The organism is Streptomyces beijiangensis (genome assembly GCF_017315755.1).
GTDB lineage: Bacteria > Actinomycetota > Actinomycetes > Streptomycetales > Streptomycetaceae > Streptomyces > Streptomyces beijiangensis.
Genome location: NZ_JAFLRJ010000390.1, coordinates 1 through 17,258 on the forward strand (window position 1 = coordinate 1; position 17,258 = coordinate 17,258).

Here is a 17,258-nt window from a genome sequence, read left to right on the forward strand (position 1 = left end):
CGGCCGGTCGTACGGGCACTTCCCGCCGAGGACGTCGCCGCGGCGGAGCAGCGGCTGGAGCCGGCCGGGGGTCGGGCGGCGGGCGGGGGCGGCGGGGGTCCGACGGCGTCACGCGCTGAGGGTGCATCGAGTACCGTGGCCGTCTCCACATCGGTGGACCGGACGAGGAGGTGAGACCCATCAGCGCTGGAACAGGCCGGGTGCTCTCCTTTCACGGCTGTACGGTTCATCCGACGTTTCGGACGTAGACGTAGGTGACCGCGGGAGCGCCCTTCGGTATCGCGAAAGGTTCTCCTGTGCCGCTCACCCCGTCTTCCTCTTTCTCCTTCTCCGCGCTCGTCACCAGACTCCGTGCCGCCGGCTGTGTGTTCGCCGAGGACGAGGCGGAGCTGTTGCTCGCCGCCGCGCCGGATCCGGTCGAGCTCGCCGCCATGGTGGAGCGCCGTATCGGCGGTCTTCCTCTTGAACACGTGCTGGGCTGGGCCGAGTTCGACGGCCGGCGTTATGCCGTCGACGCCGGTGTCTTCGTACCGCGCCGCCGTACGGAGTTCCTGGTGCGGCAGGCTGTCGCGCTCGCTCCGCCGCGGGCGGTCGTCATCGACCTGTGCTGCGGTTCCGGAGCGCTGGGCGCCGCCCTGGTCTCGGCGCTGGGCGGGGGCGAGCTGCATGCCGCCGACATCGACCCGGCCGCGGTGCGGTGTGCGCGGCGGAATGTGGCGGAGGTGGGCGGGTTCACGTACGAGGGTGATCTCTTCGAGCCACTGCCGGTGGCGCTGCGCGGGCGCGTCGATGTGCTGATCGCCAATGTGCCGTACGTACCGACGGCGAAGGTCGGGCTGCTGCCCGCGGAGGCCAGGGACCACGAGGCGCGTGTGGCGCTGGACGGCGGTGCGGACGGGCTCGATGTGCTGCGGCGGGTGGCCGCCGCGGCGCCGGGGTGGCTGGCGCCGGGCGGGCACCTGCTGTTCGAGGTGAGTGAGCGGCAGGCGGAGGAGGCGGTGGCGACCGTCGTCGGCAGCGGGCTGCTTGCTCAGGTGGTGACCAGCGAGGAGTGGTACGCCACCGTCGTCGTCGCCGGGCTGCCGGTCTCAGGGGCAGTCCTGCCGAATTGACACCCCGGACAGTCGACGATCGTTATGCTGCGGCCGAAGCGTTCAAACGAACACAGCACGGCGAGGGGGCCTCAGCATGCGGGAGCCGGTCGATCTCAGGCGCAGGCGGATACTGTCGGCGGTGCAGTCGCGCGGATCGGTCAAAGTGATCGATCTGGCGGCCGAGTTGGCGGTTTCGGTGGTCACGCTCCGGCGGGACGTCGAGGAGCTGGCGCGGGAGGGGAAGCTGCGGCGCGGCCATGGGGTGGCGCGTTCCATGGCTCCGGTCGAGGCGGCCTCCTCCTCCGGGCAGCCGCCGGCCGACGGTGATGCGGTCGCTCTGGTCGTCCCTGAGCGGCACTCGTATCTCTACGAGACGCTGCACGGCGCGCGGACCGTCCTGGAGGCGGCGGGGATGCGTATCGCCCTGCACATCGCACCGCGGGCGGCGGGGGCCGAACAGTCCATCGTGGAGCGGGCGTTGGCCGACGGGGCGCGGGGTCTGCTGATCGCTCCGCGGTGGCGCAGCGCCGCAGCCGAGCAGGCGGACTACGGCTGGCTGGCGCAGGTGAAGGTGCCGGCCGTGCTGATGGAGCGCAGGCCCCGGCCGGGCAGTGCGCTGCACGCGATGGACTCGGTCTGCTCCGACCACTGGTACGGCACGCATCTGGCCGTGGAGCACCTCGTCGCGCTGGGTCACCGCCGGATCGTGCTGGCCTCCCGCAACGACAGCCCGACCGCGCGCGCGATCCGCGCGGCCTTCGCCCAGATCGCCGCGGACCGGCCGGAGATCGACGACTGGGCCATGACGCTGAGCGCCCCCGACGCGGACGCCGAGCCTGCCGTGGACCGTGGACCGCAGCCGGGTCTCGCGGCGCTGCTTCGGGAGCGGGGCGCCACGGCGGCGGTGCTGCACGGGGACGTGGACGCGCTGATGCTCGTACAGCAGCTGAGCGACGACGGGGTGCGGGTGCCGCAGGACTGCTCGGTGGTGGCGTACGACGACATGGTGGCGGCGCTCGGCGGTACGCCGCTGACGGCGGTCGCCCCGCCCAAGGCGGAGATCGGGCGGGCCGCCGCCGAGCTGCTGCTGCACCGCCTGGACCAGCCGGTCGGTGCGGGGACCGCTTCCGTACGCAGGGTCGAGCTGATGCCCGAGCTGAAGGTGCGCGGCTCGGCGCAGGCGCCAACCGCCGTAGCCGAGTGAGCGTTTGACCGCTTCAGGTTTCTTCTGATCGATCTATTGACCCGGACCGGTCAGGCGATCAGTATTCCCGTGTCCCGAACAGGAGCCGCGGGAGGCGCCCATGCCCGGCCGACAAAGCCGTCGATCCGTGCTCGCCGCAGTAGCTGCTCTGCCTCTGACAGGTGTACTGAACGCCTGCAGCGACGGAGCCGAGCGATCGAGCAGTACGAGCAGTACGAGCAAGAGCAGGACGACCACCATCACCTTCTGGTCCGCGCTGCGCGGCAGCAAGGAAGTGGTGGACGAGTTCAACAAGACCCACGACCGCATCAAGGTCGTGTACCAGCAGATACCGTCGGGTGATCAGGGCGGCTACGCCAAGCTGAGCAACGCGGCCCGTGCGGGCAACGCCCCGGACGTCGCCACCATCGAGTACCCCCAGGTGCCCACCTTCGCGATCGACGGTGTCGCCCGCGACATCACCTCGCTCGTCAGCGACGGCCTGCGCGCCAAGCTTCTGCCGCAGGCACTGGGTCTCACCACCTTCGACAAGCGCGTCTTCGCCGTACCGCTCGACGTCGAGCCGATGGTGATGCACTACCGCACCGACCTCTTCGAGAAGTACGGACTCCAACTGCCGCGCACCTGGGAGGAGTTCGAGGAAACGGCGAAGAAGGTACGGAGCAAGGGGGGCGGCCGGAAACTCGCCCTCTTCCCCACCGACGGCGCCTCTTCGATGGCCGCGTTCGCCTGGCAGGCGGGCGGCCAGTGGTTCGACACGAGCAGCGGCGCGTGGAACGTCTCGATGTCCGACACCCCGAGTCGCAGGGCGGCGGCGTACTGGCAGCGGCTGTACGACCAGGGCCTGGTCTTCATGAACCCGCTGAACACCAAGCAGGGCGACGCCCAGATCACCAACGGCCAGTTCCTGGTCAGGCTCACCGGCGCCTGGGAGGCCGGGGCCCAGATGCGGGCCCAGCCCGGCCAGAAGGGCAAGTGGAAGATCGCCCCGCTGCCGCAGTGGGACCCCGCGCACCCGGCGCTCGGCACCCAGGGCGGCTCGACCTTCGCGATCACCAAGGACTGCCGGCACCCGGAAGCCGCCATGGAGTTCATCGAGTGGCAGGTCTCCAGCCCCGACTCGCTGCGCGCCCGGCTCACCAGCGGCGCCAGCAGCCAGTACCCGGCGGTGCCCGCTCTGGTCGCCCCCGGCCGCGCCGCCTTCGACCGCTCGTACTACAGCGGCCAGGACATCTACACCCTCTTCGACGAGGAGGCGCACAAGATCCGCGACGGCTGGGTGTGGGGGCCGCGGATGTCGGCCACGAACTCCGTGCTGCAGGACGGATTCGCCCGGGTCAGCGCAGGCCAGGGCTCGCTGACCGACGCACTGCGCGCGGCCCAGCAGGGCACCATGCCGGACCTGAAGGCGCTCGGTCTCTCCGTGTCCGAGCACAGCAAGTGACCGGCATCCCCGCACCCAGAGAGGCAGGTGACACCACGCCATGACCACCACAGCACCTTCCGCCACCACGGCGCCCGCAGAAAAGGCCGCGCCGGCCGCCCGCCCGCGCTCCACCCGCAGGGGCGCCCGCCGCCGTGAACTCGGCGCCGCATCCGTCCTGATGACCCCCTTCTTCGCCCTCCTGGTGACGGTCTTCCTGATACCGGTCGGCACCGCGGTCTGGCTGAGCTTCTTCAGCCAGGACGAACCGGGTCTCGGCTTCGGCCCCGAGCACACGGTCTTCGTGGGGCTGCGCAGTTACGCGGCCGTGCTCACCGACCCGACCTTCCTCGGCGGTCTCGGGACCGTCGCCCTGTACTGCCTGATCTACATCCCGCTGATGGTGATCGGCTCCCTCGGTCTTGCGCTGCTGCTCGACTCGGGCGTCGTACGCCTGCGGTCGTGGGCCCAGCTCGCCCTGTTCCTGCCGCACGCGGTGCCCGGCATCATCGCCGCGCTGATCTGGCTCTACCTCTACACACCAGGACTCAGCCCGATCATCGAGCTGTTCGCCAAGGGCGACATCACGATCGACTTCCTGGGCGTCCACACCGTGCTGCCCGCGATCGTGAACATCTCGCTCTGGTCCAACCTCGGCTACAACATGGTCGTCTTCTACGCGGCCCTGCAGGCCGTGCCGCGCGAGGTCATCGAAGCCTCGGTGGTGGACGGCGCGGGCCCGGTGCGCTCCGCCCTCCAGGTCAAGACGCCGCTGGTGCGTCCGTCGATCGTGATGGTCGCGATCTTCACCCTGATCTGGGCGCTTCAGCTGTTCACCGAGCCGAAGCTGCTCAGTCTGGCGACGCCCATGATCAGCCAGCGGTACTCGCCCAGCATGTACATCTACGACGCGGCCTTCACCCGTAACAACTACGGCATGGCGGCGGCCGCGTCCGTCGTGCTGCTCGTCGTCACCATCGCCCTGTCGTACGGCGTCACCCGCTGGACCAACCGCGCCGACTCCCCCGAGGAGAACGCCCGATGAGCACTCTCGACACCGCCTCAGCCCTGCGCCCCCGCCTCCTCGGCCGCACCACGGTCAAGATCGTCGTCGGCCTCTCCGTCCTCTACACGCTGCTCCCGGCGCTCTGGCTGGTGCTGGCCGCGAGCAAGAAGCAGGACGCGCTGTCCGGCGGCAGCATCTTCTCGCTGCACGACTTCTCCTTCGTGCAGAACCTGCGCAACCTCTTCTCGATGGACGACGGGATCTACACCCGCTGGTACGGCAACAGCCTGCTGTACGCGGTCCTCGGCGCCGGCATCGGCGCGATGGTGAGCATCGCCTGCGGGTACGCCTTCGACAAGTACCGCTTCCAGCACAAGGAGAAGCTCTTCGGCCTGGTGCTCGCCGCGGTGATGGTCCCGCAGACCGTCCTTGCGCTGCCGCTGTATCTGATGGCGTCGGCGACCGGTCTGGTCAACACCTTCTGGTCGGTCTTCATCCCCGTCCTCTTCAACCCCTTCGGTGTCTACCTCGGCCGGATGTTCAGCCAGGGGTACGTGCCCAACGAGGTCCTGGAAGCGGCGCGGATGGACGGCGCGGGCGAGCTGAAGACGTATCTGCGGGTCTCGCTGCGGATGCTGGGCCCGGGTGTGGTCACCGTCTTCCTCTTCCAGCTGACCGCGATCTGGAACAACTTCTTCCTGCCGATGGTGATGCTCTCGAACCAGAAGCTCTATCCGGTCAGCCTCGGTCTCTACACCTGGAACAGTTCGGCCACCGTGTCGCCCGAGTACTACCAGGTCGTGATCATGGGTTCGCTGCTCGCGGTCCTGCCGCTGATCCTCGCCTTCATCCTGCTGCAGCGCTTCTGGAAGTCGGGGCTCACCGCCGGTTCCGTCAAGTAGCGGCCAGCAGCAAGACGTCTCAGGAGATCCATGTCCCACGCTCCAACTGCCCGACCGCGCGCCGCCGTTGCCATGTCCAAGGACGCGGCGGCGGCGGTGCTCGACCCCGAAACCCTGGCCGCGCTCGGCGAGATCTGCGATCTCGCGCCGCCGCCCGTCCTTGACGACCTCACCACCGACCGGGCCCGTGCCGTGCTCGCCGACACGGAGGTGCTCATCACCGGCTGGGGCTGTCCGCCCCTCGACGCCGCCGTCCTGGATGCCGCGCCCCGGCTGCGGGCCGTCGTCCACACGGCGGGCTCGGTGCGCGGCCATGTCACCGAGGCCTGCTGGGAACGCGGCATCGAGGTCTCATCGGCGGCCGCGGCCAACGCCGTCCCGGTCGCCGAGTACACCGTCGCGATGATCCTCCTGGCGGGGAAGCGCGTACTGGAGCGCGCCCGCGAATTCCGCGCCACCCGCCGCCGTGACAACTTCCTGCGCACCCCCGCAGAGGTGGGCAACTACCGCCGCACGGTGGGCATCCTCTCGGCCTCGCTGATCGGCCGCAGGGTGATCGAACTGCTCCAGCCTTACGATCTGCGGATCCTCCTGTACGACCCCTTCGTCACCCCCGAGGAGGCGGCGGCGCTCGGCGCCGAGTCGGCCGCACTGCCCGAACTCTTCGCGCAGAGCGACATCGTGAGCGTCCACACCCCGCTGCTTCCGGTCACCCGTGGCCTGGTCAGCCGCGAACTCCTCGCGCTGATGCGGCAGGACGCCACCCTCATCAACACCTCGCGCGGCCCGGTCGTCGACCGCCACGCCCTCGTCGACGCCCTCGAGGAGGGCCGTATCCGGGCGGTACTCGACGTCACCGACCCCGAGCCGCTCCCGCCGGACGACCCCCTGTGGGAGTGCGAGAACGCACTGATCACCCCGCACCTCGCAGGATCCCAGGGCAACGAATGGCGCCGCCTCGCCGACCTCGCCGTCGACGAGGTCGCCCGGTGGGCCGCGGGCGACGGTTTCGCCCATCCCGTACGCAACGAAAGGCGGGCTTCCCTCGCATGAACGACTCCCTCCGGCTGCCGCCGTACGACAACGACCTGAGCCCGCACACCGGGCTGACCCGCGCCCACTGGGAAGCGGCGGCCGACGGTCTGCTGCACGCCGCCTGGCAGTGGGCCACCCCGCAGGGCGCCCTGCTCGACCTGCCGGGACGCCCCTCCGCGTCCGGGGTGCGCTCGGACGGCCTGGAGGGGTACGCCCGTACGTTCCTGGCCGCCGCTTTCCGCGTCGCGGGCGCCGACGGCAAGGACCCGCACGGCTGGCTGGACCGCTACGCCCAGGGCCTGGTGGCGGGCACCCGCACCCCGGGCCGTGACGACGCCGAGTCCTGGCCGCTGATCCTGGACCACACGGTCTTCGGCCAGCCCATGGTCGAGTCCGCGTCCGTCGCCCTCGGTCTGCGCCTGACCCGCCCGTGGCTCTGGGACCGCCTGGACTCCGGCGCCCAGGACCGCGCCGAGGAGTGGCTGCGCGGCTCGCTGCGCCACACGCCCGCGCCCAACAACTGGTACCTCTTCCCGTACACCGTGGCCGGATTCCTGGAGTCGGTGGGCCGCGGCGACGCCGAGACCGTCCGCGCCCAGGAGCGCGCCCTTGACCTGATGGAGTCCTGGTACCGCGGTCAGGGCTGGTACGCCGACGGCGACGGCCGCGCCTTCGACCACTACAACGGCTGGGCGCTGCACCTCTACCCGATGCTCCACGCCCACCTCGCCGCCGACTCCGCGCTCTCCGACCACTTCGGCGCGCGGCTGCGCGAGCACCTGGAGAGCTTCTCGCTGCTGTTCGGCGGGGACGGCGCCCCGATCCACTTCGGCCGCTCGCTCACGTACCGGTTCGCGGCCTCCAGCGCGGTGAGCCTCGGCGCCCTCACGGGCCACACCCCGCTCACCCCGGGCGCCTCGCGCCGGGTGGCCAGCGGCACCCTTCGCCACTTCCTGGACCGCGGGGCCACGGGTGAGGACGGGCTGCTCTCGCTGGGCTGGCACGGCCCGCACGACGCCACGCTCCAGCCGTACTCGGGGCCCGCTTCGCCGTACTGGGCGTCCAAGGCGTTCGTGTCGCTGCTCGCCCCCGCCGACCATCCGTTCTGGACGGCGACCGAGGAGGCGGCGCCGAGCGAGGGCCCGGACACGGTTCTCTCCGTACCCGCTCCCGGTCTGCTGATCCAGTCCACGCGGGAGGACGGGATCGTACGGCTGCACAATCACGGCAGCGACCATGTGCGGCCGCACGAGGGCGAGTTCGCGCACCAGAGCGACCCGCACTACGGCCGCCAGGCGTACTCCACCCGTACCGGACCCACCTCCGCCGTCAACGCCGCGGACAACCATTTCGCCGTCGCGATCACCGGCGTCCGCTCGACCCGCCGCCGTATCCACCCGCTCGGCGCGGGCCACGGCGACGGCTGGGGCTGGGCCGCCTCCTGGCACACCCCGGTATTCCCCAAGGGTCCGCCGACGGAGCCGGGGCTGCGCGTGGAGAGCGTCACGATCGCCAGAGGCCGCCACGAGGTACGGGTGCACCGGGTGACCGGCGCGCCGCCCGGCGCCCGCGCGGAGCAGACGGGCTGGGCGACGGGACCCGAGGAGGACCTGCTCTCCGCGCTCCACCCGCTGCACGGCTGGAGCGGTCAGGACGAGATACGCGCACCCGAGGGCACGGCGTTCACACGCTGGGCGCTGCTGCCGCGTCTGACGGGCGAGGCGGAGGGCACGGCGCTGTACGCGTCGCTGGCCACCCTCACCGCGGCCGGCTCCCCCGCACCTCTGGCCGAGGCGGTGACCGCCGTATCGACGACACCGGACACGATCGAGCTCCGCTGGGCCGACGACGACTCCACCACCCGTGTCACCTTCGAACCGCTGACCGTCGAGCTGCTCCTCAGCGAGCCTGGTCCAGCGCGCCCGTAAGCCGCCCGAGCAAGGCCTGGAGGGCGAGTATCTCCTCGACCTCCAGGCCGGTCGCGGCGAGGATGCGGCGCGGTACGGGCAGCGCCTTCTCCTTCAACTCAGCCCCGGCGCCGGTGAGTTCGACGGTCACCGACCGCTCGTCGGCGGCGCTGCGCTCGCGGCGTACCAGACCTGCCGACTCCAGTCGCTTGAGCAGCGGCGAGAGCGTCCCCGAGTCGAGCCTCAGCTGCTCGCCGATCGCCTTGACGGGCTGCGACCCGTGCTCCCAGAGCACCATCATCACCAGGTACTGGGGGTAGGTGAGCCCGAGGTCCTTGAGGGCGTCGCGATAGACACCGCCGAACGCACGCGAGGCGGCGTGCAGGGAGAAGCAGACCTGGTGGTCGAGGCGGAGAAGCTCCGCGTCGGGCACGGCGGGCAGGGATGACGTCATGGAGACAGCGTAGCTCCTCGCGCACCATTGAGTTGTGCACAACTTAATCGTGTGCAACTCTTATGGGGCCGACCCACCGATCTACGGATGAGGGACACCCCATGGACGCGCTGTACACCGCTGTCGCCACCGCCAACGGCCGCGAGGGCCGCGCCGTGAGCTCCGACGGCCAGATCGACCTCACCCTCGCCATGCCCCCGGCGCTGGGCGGCAACGGCCAGGGGACCAACCCGGAGCAGCTCTTCGCCGCCGGGTACGCGGCCTGTTTCGCCAGCGCGATGAGCGCCGTCGGCCGCGAGATGAAGGTCGACACCAAGGACGTCTCGGTGACCGCCGAGGTCTCCATCGGCAAGGACGACACGGGCTTCGGCCTCGCGGTCGTGATGCGCGTGGAGCTGCCTGACACGATCGAGGCCGCGGCCGGCCGCGAGCTGGTCGAGGCGACGCACGCGTACTGCCCGTACTCCAAGGCGACCCGCGGCAACATCGAGGTCCAGCTCGTCGTCGAGTAGCAGACAGCAGACCCTGTTTCAGCGGGGCGGGTACTGGCTGTAGTCCGGGAAGTTCCCGTACAGCAGCTCGTGCCCGCCCTCTTCCGCGGGCTGCGTCACGGCCTGTACGAGCAGGTCTCCGCCGACGAACGCCCCCTTCCAGGAGCCGCCCACACCGCCGAAGGGCTCCTCGCGGTCGCCGCGGCTGCGGGGCGCGTTCACACCGACCTTGAAGGCGCGGACCTCCGGGGCGACGCGGTCGGCGAATGCCTGGTCGTCGGTCGCGATGCTCGCCACGAGCGCGCCGTTACTGGCATTCATCTCGGCCAGCAGCTCGCTCTCGGAGTCCACGATCACCACCGAGTCCAGCGGTCCGAAGGGCTCACGGTGGCGCAGCGCCCAGTTGGCGGGCGGCGCGAGGACGGCGGCCGGGGCGGCGTACGCACCGGTGTCCTGGCCGTCGACGAAACGTCCGTCCTCCATCGGGCTCCGGTGCAGCGGTACGGCGCCGCCGAGCAGCGCCTCGTCGTAGTAGCGGGCCAGCTCGGCGGCCTTGGCCGCGTGGATGACCGGGCCGAAGTCGAGCTCCGGCAGATCGTCGTCGGGGTGCTCGACGGCCAGCGGGTGCCCGAAGCGCAGATCGGTGGCGACGGCGAGATAGGTCTCCAGGAACTGCGGGAAGAGCTTCCGCTGGACGACGAAGCGCGGGTAGGCGGTGCACCGCTGCTTCCCGTACTCGTACCCCTTGCGCAGATGCTTGGCGAGCACGTCCCACTGGGAGAAGTCCCAGATGCCCCAGGCGTTGAGCCCCTCCTGCTCGATCATGTGGCGGCGGCCGGTGTCGGCGAGTTCGGCGGCGGCCTTGCGGCCGTTGCTGCGTCCGCCGACGAAGGCGAGCGCGCCGAGGCCATCGCCGCGGATGAGCGAGCTGCCGATCTGCGAGCCGACGCCGGAGATCAGGGTCACCGGCAGGTCGCAGCGGCGCATCAGGGCGTGGGCGAGGGTCAGACAGTGGAATCCGCCCTGGCTGGGCGTCTTGGCGATCACGGCGTTGCCCGCGAGGAGCTGCACCAGTTCGGCGTGCACCTGGACGCTCATGGGGTAGTTCCAGCTGGCGATGTTGGAGACGGGCCCGTCCAGCGGCTTCCGCGCGCCGCCGAGCTGCATCTGCCGCTCGATCTCGCCCACGTACCAGCGCACTCCGTCCAGGCACCGGTCCACGTCGGAGAGCGCGAGCCGCCAGGGCTTGCCGATCTCCCAGACCAGCAGCAGCGCGAGCAGCTCGCGGTGCGCCTCCAGCGCGTCCACGGCGGCGCTGACCCTGGCACGCCGTTCGTCCAGGTCGACCCGCTGCCAGGCCCGGTGCTCGGCACAGGCCCAGCCCACGGCGGCGGCCGCGTCCTCGGCGCCCACCCGGGGCGGGCCGGGGATCGGGCTGCCGTCGACGGGGGTGGTGTGCTCGCCGGGCGTACCGCTGGCGAGCCACTCACCGCGCTCCAGGTTGTTCAGCCGGCCGGCCTGGAAGGCCTCGGGGGCGGCGCGCACGCACCTCGCGTACACCTCGGCCCATGATGTCCCCGGCTTCACCTGCAATGACATGGTCGCCTCCCGGCACGGTGGTCTCCCACCGAGCCTAGGCACCACGACTGTCCCGCGCGCCGCTCACGGCACCGGCTTAGGACCCGGGAAGTCCCGCCGCAGTAGGGACCTACGCCTCTCCCGGCAAGGCTGCATCCGGGTGAGGGAACCGCCCGTCCCCGCCGACGCCGCGTGGGCACCTGCGGGGACGGGCACGCCGTCAGCCGGCGTACGTCTCGAACTCGGCGACCTGCGGTGTGCCGGTCGCGCCGGTGATCTCGAAGGTGATCTTCTTCGCCGAGACCGAGGGGAACGTGATGACGCCCGCCCCGCTGCCGGAGGTCAGCACCGCGCCGGTGTCGCCGTTGAGCACCCGCCAGGAGCCGATGCGGCCCGCGGCGCCCGACGTCTCGCGGATGTTGACCTTCGACACGGTGGTGGCGGAGCCCCACTTGACCGAGATGGAGCCGGTCGAGGCCGACGGGGACCAGTAGGTGCTCAGGCTCCCGTCCAGTACGTTGCCGTAACTCGTCCCACTGGCCTTGCTGGAGCCGTCGGCGCCGGCTCCGAGGCTGAGGTTGGTCCCGCTGGGCGGAGTTGCGGTCGGGGTCGGCGTCGGTGTGGGCGTGCTGCCGGTGGAGGTGGGTGTCGGGCTCGGCGACGTCACCGTGCAGCTGCCGTCCGAGACCAGCAGGCCCTTGTTGGCGCCCGCCGTACGGGTCACGAGCGCCGGTACGCAGCTCGCGTTGTCGAGGGTGTACGCGTAGGGAATGCTGACCGTGGTGTTCGACGTCGGGTCGGGGCCCGCCGGGTTGTTCTCGCTGCCGGGGGCCGACCAGGTCACATTGTCGAAGGTGTTGCCGCTGACCTGCCAGTACCCGGCCGCCGAGGTGTAGAAGGTGCCCAGGACGTCCTTGGAGTCCTTGAAGTAGTTGTTGTCCACCTTCGCGTGCGCTCCGGCGCGGGAGTTGATGCCTGACTCGTTCAGGCTCACGTAGTAGTTGTTGTAGATATGGGCCGTGCCGCCGCGCAGCAGGGGCGTGCGCGAGTCGATGTTCTCGTACAGGTTGTGGTCGTACGTGATGAAGCCGTTCGACAGCTCGGTCTCGCTGGAGCCGACGAGGCCGCCGCGGCCCGAGTTGCGCAGGGTGCTGTAGGACAGGGTCACGTACTGGGTGTTGTCCTTCAGGTCGAAGAGGCCGTCGTATCCCTCCGACTCGCCGCCCGACGCCTCAAGACTGGTGTGATCGACCCAGACGTTGCGGACGTCGGTCTCCATGCCGATGGCGTCGCCGCCATTGGATATGGGCGAGCCCGACTTCTTGACGTTCCTGACGGTCACGTTCTGGATGATGATGTTGCTCGACTCGCGGACGTGGATGCCCAGTTGATCGAACACGGCCCCACTGCCGACACCGACGATCGTGACGTTGCTGATCTGCTTGAGTTCGATCCGGTCCGCGGCGGTGTTGCAGCTGCTGCCCGACACCTTGGTGGTGTTGCCGTGGTTGATCGTTCCCTCGACCTGGATGATGATCGGGGTGCTGCTGGTGGCCCGGCCGCACAGGGCCGCGTGGATCTGGGTCCCTGTGGTGGCCTTGACCGTCTGGCCGCCCGCTCCGCCCGTGGTCCCGCCGTTCTGGGACGCGTAGCCGGTGGCGCCCGCGGCCGCCGCCGATGCCTCGGGCATCGACAGCGCCACGCCGACCGCGGCCACACATGCCGCCGTGGCCGCGATCGCACTGAATCTCACTACGACTGGTCGTCGCATCGTCGCCTCGCAATTCGTCTTCGAATGCCGGGTGGGTGCCGTTCCATGCCGTAGTGGTTGCTGCGGGCCGTTAGGTTGCCGGTCCTGCGCTGCCGGATCTCGGACCCGGGAGAGCCCCGCGCGGTCCAGGTACTCGGCGACGGTCGCCGTTTCCGCACGGTGACCGTGGTGCCGCTGGTCGCCCGGTAGCCCGCAGTTGTCAGTGCCGTGTGGTCTCATCCCACACATGGCTGATCACTCCGTGGAACGGTCCTGGGACCGGATGGACGCATGGCTGCGGAAGCATGCGCCGAAGACGTACGCGACTCTTCGCCCGCCCGCCGACCCGGCCGCGATCGCCGCGCTGGCCCAAGAGTTGGACGTGGAGCTCCCGGACGATCTGGTCGCCTCGCTGCGGCGGCACGACGGTGCCGTGAAAGGGGCTTTCCGGTTCGCTTTCGCGGGCGGAGACGGGCCGATGGGAGTCGAGGAGATCCTGCACCGCGGGCAGATGTTCCAGGAGCTGTGGGACGAGGAGGACGACGCGGAGCTGCTCGACGGCTACTACTGGCACGCGCGGTTCGTCATGTTCGCGGACAGTGTCACGGCGGACGGACTGGCCGTCGACTGCCGACCGGGCGACACCTTCGGGGCGGTCGGCGATTTCTTCAACGGGGAGGGCACCCGGTTCGGGGACCAGCCCTCGATCGCGGCCATGCTTCACGAACTGGCGGGCGTCCTGGAGCAAGGCCTGTCGATGGGTTCGCCGTTGGCGTACGCACCGGTCGCTTTCGACGGGGAGCTCATCTGGGAGCACGTACAGCAGCCACTGCCCGCACCGCGCTCCGTCCTTGAGCAGGCGGCGGAGGCCACGGAAGCAGCTCTGCCGGAACCGGATCACGGGCGCTTCACGCCCCGCGCCGAGGACGGCTGGGCCGGTGAATACGGCTCTTTCTGCCTCACCTTCGTCCATGGCGTGGACGCCTCCGAACTCCTGGACCGTTTCGGCGCGTTGGCCCGGACCCGGGCGGACCGCACGCGCGGCGTGGCCAATGAGGAGAGCCGCTCCTGGACCAGCGGCTACCTGCCCACCGTCCGCGCCGGCCGGACAGGAGAGTGGGCCTTCGGGATCGAGGAGGGTCGCTGGGAGGGAAGCCGCGGCGAAGTCCTGCGGCGGTTGTCCCGTGGCACGCGTGCCGTCTCCCTCTTCTTCTCCGGGTTCACCAAGCTCTCGTTCTACGAGAACGGCGAGCTCGTCACCGTGTACGACACCCGCCGCTCCCACCGGCCGGCCGGTGAAGCCGATCCGCACCAGATCTTCCCCGGCCTGCCCGATTCCGGTGCGCTTGGCGAGCGCGACGTGATGCGTGCCGTGTGCTCCGTACTCACCTCCGAGTTGGGCATCGACCTGCTCCCGGACGCGCTCCGCGGCGAACTCACCAGCGCCCAGCTCCTCCCCGTACTGCCCGAGCCTGCACTACGAGAACCCGGCCGACCGCATGGCCCGGATACTCGCCCGTGCACCGCAGGACCGTCTCCGTTCGGCGCTGGTGACGCAGATGGTCCACCTCGCCGCGGAAACCGGCCTCGACGGCTACCCGGAGGTGGCCGCCGCACTGGCGGCAGCCCGGCAGGGCGAGGTCACGGTCCCCGACGACGACACGCCTCGCGGGCTGCGGCTGCGCACCGTCGCCGCTGACGAGCGGGCGGCGTCGCGGGCCGCCTGCGACGAGAACGGCCGCCACCTCATCGGCCCGACCGACCGCGAGGCCTGGAACCGGCTGGCAGGCGCGGCCCTGGCGCTCTCGGCCACGCTACGGCTGCCGCCCCAGCAGGCCGCGAGCAGCGTTCTGAACCAGCGCCTGGATCCGCGCTGGCGCGACCAGCTCATGGCAGACATCGCCGGGCCGCCCTAGTGCCCTTCTAGTACGGCACCGAGCCGCACCAGGTCTGGGCCCAGGCAGAAGCGCCGTACTTGTTGGCCGCGCGCACCGCGACGCAGATCTCGTCACCGGAGTACGGGCCCTTGATCGTGTAGCTGGTACCGCCCGTGGCATAAATGGTGTCGATGTTCTTCGCGGTGAAATTACTGCCCTTGTTGGTGAAGTGGATGTCGTAGCGGGTCGCTCGGGAGACCGTGGTCCAGCTCACCGTGAGCGGCATGGAGCAGGCCCCGACACAGCCCTGGTTGTACGCCACGTTGTAGCTCTTCATGGCGGGCGGCGCGGAGCCGGACGAACTTCCGCCGCCGGAGGCCGGAGTGCCGGCCGGTTTCGTGGCGGTGGACCCGCCACCGGACGAACTGCCGCCGCCACTGCCACTGCCACTGCCACTGCCCGGCGACACCGAACTTCCGCTGCTCGCCCCGGCGTTCTCCTGGTCCGACCCGCCGCTGCCGTCCTGCCCCTTCTTGTCACCCTTGCCCTTGCCGGAGTCCACGCCCTTCCCGTGTCCGCCCTTGGCAGGCGAACTGCTGGGCGCGCTCGGCGAGTTACTGACACCGGGAGCGACATTCGCGCTGCTGCCCGGCGACTGGGCGTGCGTTCCGCCCCCGCCGCCGATCCCGAAGGGCTGGAGTACGGCGACCGTACCGCCGCCGACGGTGATGACGGCGACGATGGGCAGCGCAATGAACGTGACGCGTCGGCGGGGCCGCTTCCCGGGCTCCCGTGTCTTGGCTCCGTTGCCCGCCAGGACCACTTCAGGGGTGGGGGTGCCGCCCGCCGGCCGCAACCCGACGGTCGCCCGGTCCGCGGGCTCCTCCCGAAGCGGCGCCGCCTCCGCGTCGAGCAGCTGTGCGGACTGCTGCGCAAGGTGCGCGACGACGCCCGCGGGCAGCCAGGCGCCGCGTGAGGCGAGGGGACGCGTCCGCTCGGGATCCGCCAACAGCTCGTCGACGCCTGGCCGCCGGTCGATGTCCTTGGTCAGGCACCGGGAGATGAACGCGCGCAGCGAATCGTCCCCGACCCCCGACAGACCCGGCTCGCCCTCCACGATCTGGAACATCACGGCGTGCTGATTGCTGGCCCCCTGCCCGAACGGCAGCTGCCCCGTCGCCGCATACGTCAGCACGCACCCGAGGCTGAACACGTCGCTCTCCGCGCCCACCTCAAGACCGCGCACCTGCTCCGGCGACATGAACCCGGGAGAGCCGACGACCAGTCCCGTACTGGTCACCATGGACTCGACGGACGATTCGAGCGCCCGCGCGATCCCGAAGTCGATGACCTTCGTACCGTCCACGGTCAGCATCACGTTGGACGGCTTCAGGTCGCGGTGCACGATCCCGGCGCCGTGAATGTCCTTGAGCGCCTTCAGCAGCCCCTCGGCGAGGGCGTGCAGGGACGCGGCAGGCAACGGCCCGTGCCGCCGTACGACTTGCTCGAGCGAGAGCCCGGGAACGTACCCCGTGGCGACCCACGGCGGCTGGTCGCCCGGACCCGCATCGAGTACCGGCGCCGTGTACCGCTCCCCGACCTTCCGTGCCGCCTCGATCTCGCGCCGGAACCGCGCCCTGAACCGCTCGTCGGAGACGTGCTCCTCGTGCACGACCTTCACGGCGACGGTCCGCCCGCTGTCCGACCGCGCAAGAAACACCCGCCCCATGCCACCGGCGCCGAGCCGGCCGAGCAGCAGATACGGCCCGATGCGCGCGGGGTCACTTGCCGCGAGCGGTTTGATGCCCCCGTTGAGCCAGTCTTCGCGCTCGCCTTCACCTTCTCCTGTACCGCCCATGATGGTGCGATTCCCCCGGTTCTTCACGCCTGGCCATCGATGCAACTCGGTTGAGAATAGACGCTGTTGATATACCTGACCGAGGCGTGGCCGCGCCCGGCGTTGCGCCTTCGCTGTGCGGGTTCTGTGATCTCCCGCTCACCGTGGCCGAAGGTGCTGCAATGCTGATGAAATTCCGATGATGCAGGGGTGGAGGCCAGGGTGGGCGCGGGGACTCCAGAGCAACTCCGGTTCGCGTTGCTCGGGCCGTTGCGGGCCTGGCGCGGTGCGATCCCGCTGGATCTGGGTCCTGACCGGCGGCAGGCCGTACTGGCCGCACTGGTGCTGCGCGCGGACCGGCAGGTGAGCCATGAGCAGTTGCTCGACGACATCTGGGACACCCGGCCGCCGGCATCAGGTCACCGCGTGCTGCCGAGCCATGTCCTTCCGCTGCGCAAGGCGCTGGACATCCCGGGGACTTCACCGGCCGATTCAGTGATCCGCAGCGGCAAGGGCTGGTACAAGTTCGGCAGCCACGGGGTCCGGCTCGATGTGGCGGAGTTCGACGAACTGGCCGCCGTGGCGCAGCGTTCCATGCAGGACGGCGACCTGGCCACCGCGATATCCGCCTCTGGAGACGCCCTCGCCCTGTTCGGCGGCGAGCCCCTGGCCCGGCTGCCCGGCCTGCGCGCGCAGGCCG

At 70.5% G+C, this 17,258-nt stretch carries 15 protein-coding genes; 11 read left to right on the plus strand and 4 right to left on the minus strand.

Features of this window, described 5'->3' with window-relative positions; translation table 11 throughout:
- The first annotated feature begins 296 nt into the window (after positions 1–296).
- The 7 genes from J0695_RS31950 to J0695_RS31980 all read left to right on the plus strand — a co-directional run bounded on the left by J0695_RS31950 (position 297) and on the right by J0695_RS31980 (position 8,592).
- On the plus strand, positions 297–1,112 hold the full coding sequence (locus tag J0695_RS31950) for a putative protein N(5)-glutamine methyltransferase (protein WP_206968017.1): 816 nt from the start codon (positions 297–299) through the stop codon (positions 1,110–1,112).
- A gap of 76 nt (positions 1,113–1,188) precedes the next feature.
- Positions 1,189–2,298, plus strand: a complete 1,110-nt coding sequence (locus tag J0695_RS31955; protein WP_206968019.1) for a substrate-binding domain-containing protein — start codon at positions 1,189–1,191, stop codon at positions 2,296–2,298.
- Between the two features lie 100 nt (positions 2,299–2,398).
- Entirely contained in the window at positions 2,399–3,742 is a 1,344-nt protein-coding gene (locus tag J0695_RS31960; RefSeq protein ID WP_206968022.1) for an ABC transporter substrate-binding protein, read from the plus strand.
- Positions 3,743–3,782: 40 nt separating this feature from the next.
- Positions 3,783–4,766, plus strand: a complete 984-nt coding sequence (locus J0695_RS31965; RefSeq protein ID WP_206968024.1) for a carbohydrate ABC transporter permease — start codon at positions 3,783–3,785, stop codon at positions 4,764–4,766.
- A complete protein-coding gene (locus tag J0695_RS31970) occupies positions 4,763–5,629 on the plus strand; it encodes a carbohydrate ABC transporter permease (RefSeq protein ID WP_206968026.1) in 867 nt (288 codons plus the stop codon). The genes J0695_RS31965 and J0695_RS31970 overlap by 4 nt, the downstream gene beginning before the upstream one ends.
- Before the next feature lie 30 nt (positions 5,630–5,659).
- Entirely contained in the window at positions 5,660–6,682 is a 1,023-nt protein-coding gene (locus J0695_RS31975) for a hydroxyacid dehydrogenase (protein WP_206968028.1), read from the plus strand.
- On the plus strand, positions 6,679–8,592 hold the full coding sequence (locus J0695_RS31980) for a DUF2264 domain-containing protein (RefSeq protein ID WP_206968030.1): 1,914 nt from the start codon (positions 6,679–6,681) through the stop codon (positions 8,590–8,592). The genes J0695_RS31975 and J0695_RS31980 overlap by 4 nt, the downstream gene beginning before the upstream one ends.
- Here the strand turns inward: J0695_RS31980 and J0695_RS31985 are convergent.
- Positions 8,564–9,025 carry a MarR family winged helix-turn-helix transcriptional regulator gene (locus J0695_RS31985; protein ID WP_206968032.1) on the minus strand — a complete coding sequence of 154 codons (462 nt, stop codon included), beginning with the start codon at positions 9,023–9,025 and terminating at the stop codon, positions 8,564–8,566. The genes J0695_RS31980 and J0695_RS31985 overlap by 29 nt on opposite strands.
- Positions 9,026–9,126: 101 nt before the next feature.
- Here J0695_RS31985 and J0695_RS31990 point away from each other — a divergent pair, with 101 nt between their 5' ends.
- Complete coding sequence (locus J0695_RS31990; RefSeq protein WP_206968034.1) at positions 9,127–9,537, plus strand: organic hydroperoxide resistance protein; 411 nt, start codon at positions 9,127–9,129, stop codon at positions 9,535–9,537.
- An 18-nt stretch (positions 9,538–9,555) separates the two neighbouring features.
- Here J0695_RS31990 and J0695_RS31995 read toward each other — a convergent pair whose 3' ends face one another.
- Positions 9,556–11,115, minus strand: coding sequence for an aldehyde dehydrogenase family protein (locus J0695_RS31995; protein WP_206968036.1), 1,560 nt, complete (start codon positions 11,113–11,115; stop codon positions 9,556–9,558).
- A 199-nt stretch (positions 11,116–11,314) separates the two neighbouring features.
- The gene (locus tag J0695_RS32000) at positions 11,315–12,865 is read right to left on the minus strand and encodes a pectate lyase family protein (RefSeq protein ID WP_206968038.1); all 1,551 of its coding nucleotides are present in this window, start codon (positions 12,863–12,865) and stop codon (positions 11,315–11,317) included.
- Between the two features lie 226 nt (positions 12,866–13,091).
- Between J0695_RS32000 and J0695_RS32005 the strand changes: the two genes are divergently transcribed.
- Complete coding sequence (locus tag J0695_RS32005) at positions 13,092–14,543, plus strand: SMI1/KNR4 family protein (protein WP_206968040.1); 1,452 nt, start codon at positions 13,092–13,094, stop codon at positions 14,541–14,543.
- Complete coding sequence (locus tag J0695_RS32010; RefSeq protein ID WP_206968042.1) at positions 14,449–14,760, plus strand: hypothetical protein; 312 nt, start codon at positions 14,449–14,451, stop codon at positions 14,758–14,760. The genes J0695_RS32005 and J0695_RS32010 overlap by 95 nt, the downstream gene beginning before the upstream one ends.
- 7 nt (positions 14,761–14,767) lie before the next feature.
- On the opposite strand, the gene J0695_RS32015 is transcribed toward J0695_RS32010, so the two are convergent.
- Complete coding sequence (locus J0695_RS32015; protein WP_206968044.1) at positions 14,768–16,579, minus strand: serine/threonine-protein kinase; 1,812 nt, start codon at positions 16,577–16,579, stop codon at positions 14,768–14,770.
- 189 nt (positions 16,580–16,768) lie between these two features.
- Here J0695_RS32015 and J0695_RS32020 point away from each other — a divergent pair.
- Positions 16,769–17,258, plus strand: a 490-nt coding sequence (locus tag J0695_RS32020; RefSeq protein ID WP_307798832.1) for an AfsR/SARP family transcriptional regulator, incomplete at its 3' end; no start/stop codon positions are given.